Below are 13,491 nucleotides of genomic sequence, written 5' to 3'. Positions count from 1 at the left end.
TTGGGAATACGGGACGCTTCGCTTACAGATTACGGATTACGGATTACGGATTACGGATTACGGATTACGGATTACGGATTACGGATTACGGATTACGGATTACGGATTATTTTTCGACCAAACCAATTCAATATCAAACGCTCCTGTACTCTGTAATCAGTATTCCAAAACGGCAAGCACAAATGCTGACTCCGTTATACTGAAGCCTCGGGTCCCCCCTAGGAACTAGGATCCTATAACCTAGGACCTTTTATTCATTTATTCCTGTACAAAAACACAGCTCCATGGTTAACATACTGCTATGTTAACCATTTTCTGAGCCTGCTATGTCTGCCCAACTGTTATCTGCTGTTCCATTGAACTCACTTTCTGGGGTTGGCGCCAAAGTCGCAGAAAAATTGGCTAAGGTCGGTCTGCATTCAGTTCAGGATTTGCTGTTTCATTTACCGCTTCGTTACGAAGATCGCACCCGCATTTACCCCATCGCTAAACTTCATGCCGGTCTCTGGGCTGCAGTGCAAGGCAAAGTGATGGCAGTCGATACCCTATTCGGTAAGCGCAAAATGTTGACGGTTAAGATCAGCGATGGCAACGGCACCATTACCTTGCGTTTCTTTAACTTCACCGCAGCAATGAAAAACAACTTTGCACAAGGTAAGTTAGTGCATGCTTACGGGGAAATAAAGCGTGGTGGGATGGGGCTAGAGATCGTCCACCCAGATTACAAATTCTATATCAGTGAGCAAAAGCCCGATGTAGAACAGAGCTTAACCCCAGTTTATCCTACCACCGATGGGTTAAGACAAATTACCCTGCGCAACCTGACAGAACAAGCGTTAGCTCTACTCGATAAAGCCGCAGTTCAAGAACTACTCCCTCCCGGCCTGTACAACCACCAAATCACCATGTCTCAGGCGCTGCACACCATTCATCGACCACCGCCAACCATTAACTTGGATGAGTTTGACGAAGGAAAACACCCGGCGCAAATTCGCCTGATTATGGAAGAGTTGCTGGCGCAAAACCTCTCTATGCTCGCGGTGCGCAGCAAAGGGCAAAAAGACATCGCGTTACCACTTGCGCCTTGTGACAAACTGAAAAACCAGCTTCTGCATCAACTGCCGTTCTCGCCCACCAATGCTCAGACTCGCGTAGTCAAAGAGATTGAAACAGACCTTGAGAAGTCGCATCCAATGATGCGTTTAGTACAAGGTGATGTGGGTTCGGGTAAAACGTTAGTGGCCGCACTGGCGGCAGTAAGAGCCATTGAACACGGATATCAAGTGGCATTGATGGCGCCCACCGAATTACTCGCCGAGCAGCATGCGGTGAACTTCGCCAATTGGTTTGAAGCGATGGGCATTCAGGTCGGCTGGTTGGCAGGTAAATTAAAAGGCAAAGCCAAGGAAGCTGAGCTCACGCGCATCGCCAGTGGTGAGGCGCAAATGGTCGTGGGCACTCACGCGCTGTTTCAAGAGCACGTCGAATTCCACCACCTGGCGTTAGTGATTATTGATGAACAACACCGTTTTGGTGTTCATCAACGCTTGGAGTTGCGTGAAAAAGGCGCGAAACAAGGCGCTTATCCGCATCAACTGATCATGACCGCGACTCCGATACCTCGTACCCTCGCCATGACCGCTTATGCCGACTTAGAAACATCGGTGATAGACGAATTACCGCCGGGTAGAACCCCGATCCAAACCGTGGCGATTCCGGACACCAAGCGCGATGATATTGTTGAACGAGTTCGTCATGCTTGTCTCAATGAGGGCAAACAAGCGTATTGGGTGTGTACTCTGATTGATGAATCAGAAGTATTAGAAGCACAAGCCGCCGCTGACACCGCAGAAGAACTGCAGCGTAAACTTCCAGATGTGAAAATTGGCTTAGTCCACGGCCGAATGAAACCCACTGAAAAACAAGCGGTGATGCAGGATTTTAAAGACAATAAACTGCATCTACTGGTTGCCACAACCGTGATCGAAGTGGGAGTGGACGTGCCCAACTCCAGCTTGATGATCATCGAAAACCCAGAGCGACTCGGTCTGGCTCAATTGCACCAGTTGCGAGGTCGGGTAGGACGGGGGTCCGTCGCGAGTCACTGTGTATTGCTCTATCATTCACCGTTGTCAAAAACAGCGCAAAAGCGCTTGGGCGTATTGCGTGAAAGTAATGACGGCTTTGTGATTGCACAAAAGGACTTGGAAATCCGTGGTCCAGGTGAGTTGTTAGGCACTAAGCAAACTGGATTGGCAGACTTTAAGATTGCGGATTTAATTCGAGATCAACGCCTAATCCCAGAAGTTCAGCGTATTGCTCGTCATATTCACGACAATTACCCAACGAATGCATCCGCTATTATTGACCGTTGGCTAGGCGAACGAGATATTTATTCCAAGGCATAACTGCGATTTACGCTGCCTTATGTGCATATCTTTAGCATTACCTTTTTCATTCGGCACCTAACTCCCCACAAAGCAATCGTTTGCTTTTTGTCTCAATCTCTCTATAATCGCGCACAAATTTTAGGGCATTTACACCATTTTTGGGTGGAGCAAATTGCCTGGCGACCAGAGCTGATGCTGATTAACAGCAATCACAGATCAAAACATCAGCTCACCCCAAAGTTCCCATTCAGCGAATTCTGGGCCAGAAACATTGCGACAAGCGAGAAAAACCATGACTACTCCAAACCGTTCCTCGGAACTGATCTATCAACTCAATGATCGTCCACCATTGCCTCAAACGATTTTTGCCGCCATTCAACACCTATTGGCGATGTTCGTTGCGGTTATCACGCCTTCGTTGATCATTTGTCAATCGTTAGGTGTTCCGGCCGATCAAACCAACACCATCATCAGTATGTCGTTATTTGCGTCTGGTGTATCCTCCTTTATTCAAATTCGTACCTTTGGTCCAGTGGGATCGGGGCTGCTTTCGGTGCAAGGCACCAGTTTTAACTTTTTGGGTCCAATTATTGGTGCGGGCTTGTCGTTAAAAGCAGGCGGCGCGGATATCAGTACGATGATGGCGGCGATTTTCGGCACCATTTTGGTGGCTTCTTTTGCTGAAATTCTCCTGTCACGAGTGCTAGAACATGCGCGCCGAATCATTACGCCATTGGTGTCGGGTATTGTGGTAACGTTGATTGGCCTTACGCTGATTCAAGTCGGTTTGGTCTCCATGGGCGGCGGTTATGCAGCACTAGGTGACGGTACGTTTGGCAGCTTAGATAAGCTCGCTCTGGCAGGCACCGTTCTTGGTTTGATAGTGATTTTAAACCGCTCTAAGAATCCTTACATACGCGTTGCATCCATCGTCATTGCGATGTTAGTCGGTTATGTCATGGCCTATTTGATGGGCATGGTGGATACTTCACAATTAGGACAAACCGATCTAGTTGCTTTGCCAGTACCGATGCAATACGGCCTGTCATTTGACTGGTCACTGTTTATTCCATTGGTACTGATTTTCTTTATCACCGCATTGGAAGCGATTGGCGATATTACCGCGACTTCAGAAGTGTCGGGCGAGCCAGTAAAAGGGCCGATATACATGAAGCGAATCAAAGGTGGCGTATTGGCAGATGGTCTGAACTCCGCGATTGCGGCGCTGTTAAACAGCTTCCCAAATTCGACCTTCAGCCAGAATAACGGCATCATCATGCTAACCGGCGTCGCAAGCCGCTACGTAGGGTATTTTATTTCGGCGATGCTGGTTGTACTCGGCTTGTTCCCAGGTGTGGCAAGCTTCGTCCAGCTTATCCCTGAGCCAGTGCTCGGCGGCGCAACCATCGTGATGTTCGGTACAATTGCCGCTGCAGGTGTGCGTATCATTTCTCGTGTCGATCTCGACCGCCGCGCTATTTTAATCATGGCGCTCTCATTCTCAATGGGACTGGGTATTGCGCAAAAGCCCGAGATTCTACAGTTTATGCCAGAATTCATTAAGAGCATTTTTTCGACTGGTGTGGCTGCTGGTGGTATCACAGCGATCGTGTTAAACCTGCTTCTGCCTGAAAAATTGGAAGAGGAAGAGATCAACGCTCAAGAAGCGAAAGAGTCTTAATACATCAACTCAACTGGGGAAAGAGACGCCTTTAAGGAACAACGTAAAGGCGTCTTACTAAGGATGGATTAACGAGAGAAGTTTCTCACCATGTCTGAAATGACTTCTTTCATCAACTGGTCTTGCTTGAAACGCTTTTTATCTTCAAGATTTACATTTCTAGAAAAACCTTGGCTTGAACCTTGAACAAGGCCATCGTCGTTGGATTGTTCTTTTTTCGCCATGTAAGGAAGACAACGATAGTAATCAGATTCGTCAGAACAACGCACCAACGAGTAGTGTTCAATCACGCCATCTTTAGCAATGGCTTCTTGGTGGTTCCAATCGTAGAACCAAATGTTTCGCGCATTTGCCACCAAAGTCACATTCGCATTGATGGTTGCACTTAATGCGTCCGATGATGGGAGAATCTCTTTCTCTTCTAGGTCCGCAATGTAGTTTAACTGATTTGCTGTGCCTTCTTTCACTGAAGCTGGCGCACCCAGTACCCCTTTGGCATCAGATTTGTAGTAACGTCGATCCCAACGAGCGTCTTGTCCTTTGGCAGACGTAGTACGCTCCAATGAGTTAATTTGGAACAAGGCATCGGCATCAAGTGATTTTGCTGCTTCTAAGTGCGTTTTAGACGCCGCCATTTGGTTTTCAAGGATTTTCCAACTGATGACAGAGTATCCTGCTTTCGCCAGTTCGCGCTCAATTTGCGCCATCTCAACACCACATTCGGTTTTCATTACCGTGCTGCCAGACGTAGCTCGACCAGTACTTTGCGTCTCCGTTTCACTGATACAACGGTCTGGTGCTTTAACCGCGATGACTTGGATGCTATCAAAGGCGGTATCAAAACCACGCGCACGTGTCACACTTGCGGGCGCTTCACCGGCATCGTTCACTCGAAACTGAGATTTAACCTGGTAAAAATCCGTGGTACTGCAACCCGCCAAAAACAATAATGCGGCAGGAGCGAGTAAAGTTGTTTTTTTCATTCATCAATCCTTAATGGGCTAAATTGGTTATTTTCCACTGTAAACTAGGTGGCATTTCAACACTGACCTGCTTACCGACGACTTTACCTTTCCTATCGTAGGCGTAAAAATCCGCGCAATTGACCGACATTGGTTTTTCTACGACTTGCCCAACTCGAATGTTTTCAAATACAACATTTTCATCCGCTGAGTCGCACCTTTTATAGGTCACTTTGCTGATTTTATCGCTAGTCAAGTTATGGATCTTTAGCGTCGCTTCTTTCATCACGATGGGTTTTGGCTCAGCACATCCTGTGAGTAAGCTCAATCCCAACAATGACAATACAATTTTGGGTATATTCATATTAGTTATCATTTCGAGAGCCATATCTTGCGGATTATACATAGTTAGTTTTAACAAAAATATAAATTACACCGTATTGTCAAAATAAATCGTGATAAAGTGCGTTTTTTGACCCATTTTGTCAGAGAAAAGTAAAACAAATTGTTTCGGTGTCCTGTAAGTTCGCAACATGAGACGTCATTTTCACACTGGTTACAGCAAGGTGCTCTGCCTTCAAAAGTCCGTTGCAAAGACAATAAAAAAGCCCCCAGTCGTCGTGTTACAACTGGGGGCCTTAAACCTCGGCTGATGATTCATCAGTCTGTTAAAAAAGCATCATTTTGTCGGAAAACTGATCTGTGCCATCAATCCGCCCTCGCTACGATTACGCATCACCACCGCACCGGAATGTTGGCTGACAATACGTTTGACAATTGCCAGTCCGAGTCCCGTCCCTTCGCTGCCGCGCGCGGTATCGCCCCGGGTAAAAGGTTCAAATAATTTAGCGATTTGGCTTTGCTCAATACCAGGACCATTGTCTTCAACGCATATCCACACCAGTTGTTTATCGGCTGTCACGCCAGTGCTCACTTTTACCCAGCTATCGCCGTAGCGTAACGCATTCACCACAAGATTACTGACCGCACGTTTTATCGCAATTGGGCTGCCTTTGGCTTGCGGTAGATTTATCGTCAAGTCGGTTTCGATTTCCGCTTCATAGCCACTTTGGGAGTTAGCAACGTCACCCGCAATCGCACTGATATCAACCAGTTCAAACGATTCCTTATTTACGGGTTTCAGGTAGTCCATAAACTGGCTGATGATTTCATTACACTCTTCGGTATCGCTGATGATACCTTCCGCTAAATAGCTGTCTTCCGGTGACATCATTTCCGTGGCTAAACGAATGCGCGTTAGAGGGGTTCGTAAGTCATGGCTGATTCCCGCCATCAATAACGCACGGTCTTCTTCTAATTGCTGGATCCCCTTCGACATTTGATTGAACGCTCGTGTCACTGAGCGAATCTCGGTGGCGCCTTTTTCAGGCAATGGTGGAGGAATATCTCCCTGACCAACCTCTTTCGCCGCTTTCTCTAATGCGACAAGCGGCCGATTTTGCAAACGAATGAACAACCACCCGCCGATAATGATCAGCAATGCCATGATCAAGCTGTTGCGGAACAGAGGGGCAAAGTCTTCTTCTTGCAGTTCTGACAAGGGAATACGAATCAGAGAATTGGGTAATTTCTCAATCTGCATCCATAATACGTAGCTCTCATCTCCCAAAAACAGGCGTACCTCTGTCGGTGAGCCTAGCTCTTGGGTCATTTCTTCCGACATCAAATCGATCGACATCGCGTGGGCATACTCGGAGGCTTTTTCGCTATCGACACCGTGGACGGTCACTCCTAATCTTTCGAGTAATTGGCGTCTTAATGGTGCGTCCGATCTCAGTGCCCCCTCGGTATCGAGAACTAAGTTTAGCTCGTGAGCGAGAATCTTATTGAACTGCTGCAAGCTCGGCATCAAGGCATAGTTAAATACGGCGTAATAAGAGAAAACTTGGCTAGCGAGAAGCAAAGAGATAAACAAAAGAATAGACTGAGTAAGTGAACTTCGGATTCGCATGGAAAGTTCCTGAAGGGGTTGAGACCGTTTCTGAGAGCGTTAACAGGTCATTGAGAATGTTAACACAGGCCCAGCGAGCACTGACCGTCCTCATTCCAGATGAGAATGAAGACGGAATTACTGGCGTTAAAGAGCGATGAGTTACGCTTCTTTACCATCCGGAACGAAGACGTAGCCTAAGCCCCATACAGTCTGAATGTAACGCGGTTTGCTTGGGTCGTCTTCGAGCATGCGGCGAAGGCGCGAGATCTGTACATCAATAGAGCGTTCCATCGCAGAATATTCACGACCACGAGCCATGTTCATCAACTTGTCACGTGACATCGGTTCACGCGCATTCGTCACTAACGCTTTAAGTACCGCAAACTCACCAGAGGTTAACGGCATGGCCTCATCACCATGGAACATTTCTCGTGTCCCTAGGTTTAGACGAAACTCGCCAAACTCTACGATTTTTTCTTCGCTGCTTGGCGCACCTGGTAACTCGACGCTTTGGCGGCGCAATACGGCTTTGATACGTGCAAGTAACTCGCGAGGGTTAAATGGTTTTGGCAGATAGTCATCCGCCCCTACCTCTAAACCCACAATACGATCGACTTCGTCACCTTTGGCTGTCAACATGAGAATTGGCAGCATGTTGTTGGCGTTTCTTAAACGGCGACAAATGGATAAACCATCTTCACCCGGCAACATCAAATCCAACACCATCAGATGGAAGTTTTCTCGCGTGAGTAAGCGATCCATCTGTTCACTATTGGCAACACTGCGCACCTGAAAACCTTGCTCAGATAGGTAACGCTCTAACAGCGCACGCAAACGAGCATCGTCATCAACCACTAAAATTTTATGATTTTCTTGCATTGAAACATCCTTTCAACCGCGTTTATTGCCAAAAATGTATCACTGTTTTTTCGACCGTGCTTGTGCAAATTGTTACTCTTTTTATCTTAGCCACGCTTTTAAAAGGTTTTAGCCATTTTTCTGGTACTCAATCGCATTGATGAACCACTCTTTCTCACCTTCTGGTGTTCTGACGGTAAATTCATCATCGACTTGCTTTTTCAGCATGGCCCTCGCCATTGGCGAGTCGATCGAGATATAGTCTTTTGCATCACCATAGATCTCTTCCGGTCCAACAATACGGAACTTTTTGACATCCCCGGCCTCATTCTCGATTTCAACCCAAGCACCAAAAAAGACTTTACCTTCTTGTTGTGTGGAGTAATCGACCACGGTGACTTCCGGTAAAAACTTGCGAAGAAAGCGCACACGGCGATCAATCTGACGCAGTAATCGTTTGTTGAAGGTGTAGTCCGCGTTCTCCGAGCGGTCACCCAGACTGGCAGCCCAAGTGACGATTTTGGTGATCTCTGGGCGCTGCTCGTGCCACAGATAATCATGCTCTTGTTTGAGTTTGTTATAACCTTCACGCGTAATGAGCTTGGTTTTCAACTTAATTCCTTATTTTTCATACTCTGGTTTTTCCGTCACGATGTAGTTCTGGTCACTGGATACCAGTGCACCGTGTTTTAAGAAATTTTTACCTAAGATCATGCTGTAATGAAAACGCGCACGGTCTTGTAGGTTCACCCGGATTTTCTTCTCTAGCTGACCTAACTTAACGTGCATTTCAACCACAGGACGAACGTTAACCTTTTCCCCTTTCTTCGCCTTAATGCGCATCACGTCGACGACTTCACGGGTAAACGTTTTTTCCATGCCCAAGTCGTTCTGATAAGTGAACGTCACCATGTCTTTACCGTCTTTTTGAAATGACTTGATGTCTTTCGCATTAATCGAGCTGATATCTGCGCCGGTGTCGAGCTTAACCGGAAAGAACATCCCCTCAACTTCTGCGACTTCAATGTGACCCGCTCGGAATAAGGGACGCGCATCAAGCAAGTGATCGGCGCGAGTGTTGAGCAGCACTCCCCCTTGCGTGATGTCATGACCGAATACAAAAAATGGCTGCTTCTCATCTTTATCCAGGACATCGATGGCAAATTCCATTGAGGTTTCTTTGCGACCAAATAAAAAGTTCCCTTCTACAACTGGACGTACCATGTCACCAACTTTGAGTTTCTTCACCACTGGTTTGGTTACTTTCTCTTCTTTGCCCTTTTTATTGGTCAAATAAAAGGTCACCACTTCGTCTTTGCCTTTACCACTGATCTCGAAGCTGTGAACCCTTAGTAATGGCGTTTTAACGGTAAAGGTTGGGTAGGCAGGAACGGTGTAACCGTCAATACTGACTTCTTCTTCAGGAGAAATCACCAACGGTTTCGATTTCAATGCATGGCTAAAGGTTTTTTCTACTCCACCCAGCATATTTTCTCTGTCAGTATCGATAACAAAGTGCTGGCTGGCCACGTCTCGGCCAAGACGAATTTGCGAGCTGAACTTGCTACGGTCGCGCAAGTAAACCAGCCAATATTGGGTTTGGTTGTCACTCACTTTGACCGGTAAGTACACCAGCGGTCGTTCACTTTTGGTCGTTTTTAACATCCGGACCAAAGGTAAGGTCATCGGATGGCGCTTACCATTTTCACCTTCTAACGTGAACGAGACTTGCTTGTTCTTTTCATCAACGTGAATATCTAACGCATGCACGTTGGTGTAACGACTGGTGGTAGATATACTGACTTTATAAGGTATGCCTTCCACTTCAACGATTTCTTTTTTACCCATCATGGTGGCATTCGGTTGCTCTTGCAGATAATCGTAGCCAGCGAACACCCAAGCATTATCTTTTAAAAACGTTTTACCAATTAGTATCGGTGCAGAAAATTGGGTACGCTTGGTCAGGTTAACCTCGGTATTTACGGTTTTGCCCGCAATCGTCAGCGGCAAATCAATCGTTGGACGCAGAATCGGCGTTTTGCTGGTTCGGTTACGAATGACACTGAGTCTTTCTAGTTCGTCGTCAACTTTAACCGCCTCTCCTGTCAATGGATGGGGAATGGTGAACGTAACGTGCACTTGGTAAGCATCAAAATCTTCCGGATCAATACTCGACGAATGAAACTTTTCTGCGTCCCACGAACCGTCGGTTCCGATCAAGTCGCCAAAGATAGCCCACATCAACTCATTGTCTTTTAATGTTTTGAATTCAGGATTATTACTGTAAAGATGAATGTTTTCTGCATGCATTGAGGTGGTATCCGCACCCGTATCGATTTTACCGATGAATGGCACATCCTTTAATTTTGGGATATCACTGTAGTAAACACTTTCAACCCGACCTAAGATCACTTTTCCATCGAGCTGGTAAATTGGATCTTGCGTGGTCGCCGAAAGCGCTTGAGCCCAGCTCAACGGGGAAGCAAGTAAGGCACTCGTAAGTACCAGAGCCAAAGACATTTTTTTCATCATCATTATTATCCGTATGATCTGAGTGATACTCATTAGTTGATAAATGAAGTTATAAGTTCTCAATTTACCTAAAGTTTTGACACAAACATGACTGATGTCCACCAGCGCTGAGTAAATTCGTTTAAAACATTGCAAATTCGATGAATGACCCCAATGTTTACTCGTATTAACAGCCAATGAATCAAAAGAGAACCCACGGATGAGCCAAGCTATCTGTCGTATGATTGCTCAAGAACTCAATGTTCGCCCAGAGCAAGTTAATGCTGCCGTCACCCTAATTGATGATGGTAACACAGTCCCTTTTATCGCACGTTACCGTAAAGAAGTGACCGGCGGACTGGATGATACTCAATTACGAACTCTGGACAGCCGTCTGTCTTACCTTAGAGAGCTGGACGATCGTCGTCAAACCATACTCAAGTCCATCCAAGAGCAAGGTAAGTTAACCCCCGAGCTAGAGCAAGAAATCACTCAGGCAGACAGCAAAACTCGCCTTGAAGACCTTTACCTCCCTTATAAGCCCAAGCGTCGAACCAAGGGTCAAATCGCCATTGAAGCTGGCTTAGAGCCTTTGGCCGATACCCTTTGGCACCAACCACAAACCGAACCAGAAAGTGAAGCCAGTAAGTACATTGATGCTGAAAAAGGCATCGCTGATACCAAAGCCGCTTTGGATGGCGCTCGTGCCATCATCATGGAACGCATTGCAGAAGATGCAAATTTACTGGAAAAGATTCGTAACCACTTAAACCGACATGCAGAGCTTGTTTCTCGTGTGGTTGAAGGCAAAGAGCAGCAAGGCGAGAAGTTTAAAGATTACTTTAGCCACAATGAACCGTTGAACAAAGTACCGTCACACCGTGCTCTGGCTATGCTGCGTGGTCGTAATGAAGGCTTCCTGACGCTCGCCATGAATGCCGATCCGGAGCAAGAAGAAGGCGTGCGCCAATCGTACTGTGAAACCATCATTGCCGATCACTATGGCGTAACCTTAAGCAGTGCGCCTGCGGATGCATGGCGCAAACAAGTGATCAGCTGGGCATGGCGCATCAAAGTGTCGATGCACATGGAAACCGAACTGATGGGTGCGATGAAAGAACGCGCGGAAATCGAAGCGATTGAAGTCTTTGCAACTAACTTAAAAGACCTCTTGATGGCCGCACCTGCTGGCCCACGAGCCACGCTTGGTCTGGATCCGGGTCTGCGTACCGGCTCTAAAATCGCGGTGGTCGATTCTACTGGCAAAGTGTTGACGACCGAGACTATCTACCCTCACCCACCGCAAAATCAATACGATAAATCCGCGCAAATCGTTGACCAGTTAGTCCGTAAGTACAACATCGATCTGATTGCCATCGGTAATGGCACGGCATCACGCGAAACCGACAGCTTCGTGGCCGATGTCATTAAACGTGGCAATCTGAAAGTACAAAAGATCATGGTCAGCGAAGCCGGAGCCTCGGTTTACTCAGCGTCGGAACTGGCAGCGAATGAATTCCCGAATATGGATGTGTCACTGCGTGGTGCAGTCTCTATTGCTCGACGTCTGCAAGATCCACTGGCAGAGTTGGTGAAAATCGATCCGAAATCTATTGGTGTAGGTCAATATCAGCACGATGTGAGCCAATCGATGCTGGCTAAACGTTTGGATGCCGTGGTAGAGGACTGTGTAAACGCGGTCGGTGTTGACGTTAACACAGCATCTGCGGCACTGTTAACTCGCGTGGCGGGCCTGTCCACCACCATCGCACAAAATATCGTTGGCTTCCGTGATGAAAATGGCCGCTTTGATGCACGTACTACGCTCAAAAAAGTGCCGCGTTTAGGGCCAAAAGCGTTTGAGCAATGTGCTGGATTTTTGCGTATTATGGATGGTAAAAACCCGCTTGATGCCTCTTCAGTTCACCCGGAGGCGTACCCTGTCGTAAAAGCCATCGCAGAGAAAAATAGCAAGGACATCAAAGCACTGATCGGTGACTCGACATTCTTAAAAGGCTTGCACGCCGTGGACTACACCGATGACAACTTTGGTGTCCCGACCGTAACAGACATCATCAAAGAGCTCGACAAACCTGGGCGAGACCCGCGTCCTGAGTTTAAAACCGCGACTTTCGCCGAAGGGGTCAACGCGGTATCCGACTTAGAGCCGGGTATGATCTTAGAAGGCGTGGTATCGAACGTCGCCAACTTTGGTGCCTTCGTCGATATCGGCGTGCATCAAGATGGCTTAGTACATATCTCTGCCCTCACTGATCGTTTTGTATCTGACCCGCGCGAAGTCGTCAAAGCCGGCGATATCGTTAAAGTGAAAGTGATGGAAGTGGATGTGCAACGCAAGCGGATCGCTCTTTCTATGCGTCTCAACGACGAGCCGGGACAAGATAACCGTAGCCAACGTGCATCCGCACCACGCCGCAACGATTCGCAACGTCGTCAGCCACGCCGTGATGAGCCGTCATCGAATAATGCAATGGGTGGTGCGTTTGCAGCCGCCTTTGCAAAAGCCAAAAAATAGCCGTCTCAACTAAATTGACTTAGACAAGAAAACGCTCCAACCAGGGCTTCTGGTTGGAGCGTTTTGGTTTTGGTTTGAGTTGTCATACCTATCACAATACCGCTATGACTTCTGACGGAGTATGAGGCACCACTGAGTGACCATAATGAAACCTGATCACTTTTCGGCGCTTTTCCATTAACCCTTGATTGATCGCAGCATCCAAAATGCGCTTGGGTAAGCGAAAACGTATCGCATAGCCTTTACCTTGTGTGTCACTGTACGAAGAGAGCGCCAGTAAATTGAAGAGCCTATCTAACGTATCGTTTGCCTCTTCGTGATATTCCGTTTCGACGTCAACATCTACTTCGTAATCCGGATGTTCTGCCGGATCCCAAGCGGATTGACGCCGCCGTTTGTCATCACCTTTTACTTTGCGCTCCGCATTGGTTTTCGCCAATGCCATCGTCGGTGTCACCGGTTCTCGGACTCGGTTGTCACGCGCCACTTGCTCTGTTTGCACATTAACGGATGGGGCGATCAGTGGCACACTTACATTGGTCGGTGACACAATCATTGCGAACCCTCCTCAGGTCGCCCAACTCGTCAAGGCGGTAGGT

Annotated in this window: 11 protein-coding genes; 4 read left to right on the top strand and 7 right to left on the bottom strand. The window is 47.3% G+C overall.

Features of this window, described 5'->3' with window-relative positions; all coding sequences use genetic code 11:
• The 3 genes from ONE56_RS00690 (at position 1) to ONE56_RS00680 (ending at position 4,071) form a co-directional block, all read left to right on the top strand.
• Positions 1 to 156, top strand: coding sequence for a hypothetical protein (locus tag ONE56_RS00690; protein ID WP_423840065.1), 156 nt, complete (start codon positions 1 to 3; stop codon positions 154 to 156).
• A 170-nt stretch (positions 157 to 326) separates the two neighbouring features.
• A complete protein-coding gene (gene recG, locus ONE56_RS00685; RefSeq protein ID WP_423840064.1) occupies positions 327 to 2,408 on the top strand; it encodes an ATP-dependent DNA helicase RecG in 2,082 nt (693 codons plus the stop codon).
• Between the two features lie 274 nt (positions 2,409 to 2,682).
• Positions 2,683 to 4,071: a nucleobase:cation symporter-2 family protein gene (locus tag ONE56_RS00680; RefSeq protein ID WP_331437254.1), complete on the top strand. Its 1,389-nt coding sequence runs from the start codon at positions 2,683 to 2,685 to the stop codon at positions 4,069 to 4,071.
• A gap of 68 nt (positions 4,072 to 4,139) precedes the next feature.
• On the opposite strand, the gene ONE56_RS00675 is transcribed toward ONE56_RS00680, so the two are convergent.
• The 6 genes from ONE56_RS00675 to ONE56_RS00650 form a co-directional block, all read right to left on the bottom strand.
• A complete protein-coding gene (locus ONE56_RS00675) occupies positions 4,140 to 5,054 on the bottom strand; it encodes a hypothetical protein (protein ID WP_423840063.1) in 915 nt (304 codons plus the stop codon).
• Between the two features lie 10 nt (positions 5,055 to 5,064).
• Positions 5,065 to 5,397, bottom strand: coding sequence for a hypothetical protein (locus ONE56_RS00670; protein ID WP_423840062.1), 333 nt, complete (start codon positions 5,395 to 5,397; stop codon positions 5,065 to 5,067).
• A 315-nt stretch (positions 5,398 to 5,712) separates the two neighbouring features.
• Complete coding sequence (envZ, locus tag ONE56_RS00665; RefSeq protein WP_423840061.1) at positions 5,713 to 7,005, bottom strand: two-component system sensor histidine kinase EnvZ; 1,293 nt, start codon at positions 7,003 to 7,005, stop codon at positions 5,713 to 5,715.
• Positions 7,006 to 7,146: 141 nt separating this feature from the next.
• Positions 7,147 to 7,866 (bottom strand): two-component system response regulator OmpR, encoded by a 720-nt coding sequence (gene ompR / locus ONE56_RS00660; protein WP_041156253.1) that lies wholly within the window; start codon positions 7,864 to 7,866, stop codon positions 7,147 to 7,149.
• Positions 7,867 to 7,974: 108 nt separating this feature from the next.
• Positions 7,975 to 8,457 carry a transcription elongation factor GreB gene (gene greB / locus ONE56_RS00655; protein WP_423840060.1) on the bottom strand — a complete coding sequence of 161 codons (483 nt, stop codon included), beginning with the start codon at positions 8,455 to 8,457 and terminating at the stop codon, positions 7,975 to 7,977.
• Positions 8,458 to 8,466: 9 nt separating this feature from the next.
• A complete protein-coding gene (locus tag ONE56_RS00650) occupies positions 8,467 to 10,377 on the bottom strand; it encodes a RimK/LysX family protein (protein ID WP_423840481.1) in 1,911 nt (636 codons plus the stop codon).
• Between the two features lie 199 nt (positions 10,378 to 10,576).
• Between ONE56_RS00650 and ONE56_RS00645 the strand changes: the two genes are divergently transcribed.
• Complete coding sequence (locus tag ONE56_RS00645; RefSeq protein ID WP_423840059.1) at positions 10,577 to 12,892, top strand: Tex family protein; 2,316 nt, start codon at positions 10,577 to 10,579, stop codon at positions 12,890 to 12,892.
• Between the two features lie 91 nt (positions 12,893 to 12,983).
• Here the strand turns inward: ONE56_RS00645 and ONE56_RS00640 are convergent, their stop codons facing one another.
• The gene (locus tag ONE56_RS00640) at positions 12,984 to 13,448 is read right to left on the bottom strand and encodes an ATP-dependent Lon protease (RefSeq protein WP_331437259.1); all 465 of its coding nucleotides are present in this window, start codon (positions 13,446 to 13,448) and stop codon (positions 12,984 to 12,986) included.
• Between the last annotated feature and the right edge of the window lie 43 nt (positions 13,449 to 13,491).

The sequence above is a fragment of the Vibrio mytili genome (genome assembly GCF_049563345.1).
Taxonomy (GTDB): domain Bacteria; phylum Pseudomonadota; class Gammaproteobacteria; order Enterobacterales; family Vibrionaceae; genus Vibrio; species Vibrio mytili.
This window is presented reverse-complemented; position numbering and strand designations above follow the sequence as displayed.

What these genes read in the sequence shown, in the direction of transcription:
- recG (WP_423840064.1), top strand. Translation starts at nt 327, where the DNA reads ATGTCTGCCCAACTGTTATCTGCTGTTCCATTGAACTCACTTTCTGGG.
- ONE56_RS00680 (WP_331437254.1), top strand. Translation starts at nt 2,683, where the DNA reads ATGACTACTCCAAACCGTTCCTCGGAACTGATCTATCAACTCAATGAT.
- ONE56_RS00675 (WP_423840063.1), bottom strand. Translation starts at nt 5,054, where the DNA reads ATGAAAAAAACAACTTTACTCGCTCCTGCCGCATTATTGTTTTTGGCG.
- ONE56_RS00670 (WP_423840062.1), bottom strand. Translation starts at nt 5,397, where the DNA reads ATGAATATACCCAAAATTGTATTGTCATTGTTGGGATTGAGCTTACTC.
- envZ (WP_423840061.1), bottom strand. Translation starts at nt 7,005, where the DNA reads ATGCGAATCCGAAGTTCACTTACTCAGTCTATTCTTTTGTTTATCTCT.
- ompR (WP_041156253.1), bottom strand. Translation starts at nt 7,866, where the DNA reads ATGCAAGAAAATCATAAAATTTTAGTGGTTGATGACGATGCTCGTTTG.
- ONE56_RS00650 (WP_423840481.1), bottom strand. Translation starts at nt 10,377, where the DNA reads ATGATGAAAAAAATGTCTTTGGCTCTGGTACTTACGAGTGCCTTACTT.
- ONE56_RS00645 (WP_423840059.1), top strand. Translation starts at nt 10,577, where the DNA reads ATGAGCCAAGCTATCTGTCGTATGATTGCTCAAGAACTCAATGTTCGC.
- ONE56_RS00640 (WP_331437259.1), bottom strand. Translation starts at nt 13,448, where the DNA reads ATGATTGTGTCACCGACCAATGTAAGTGTGCCACTGATCGCCCCATCC.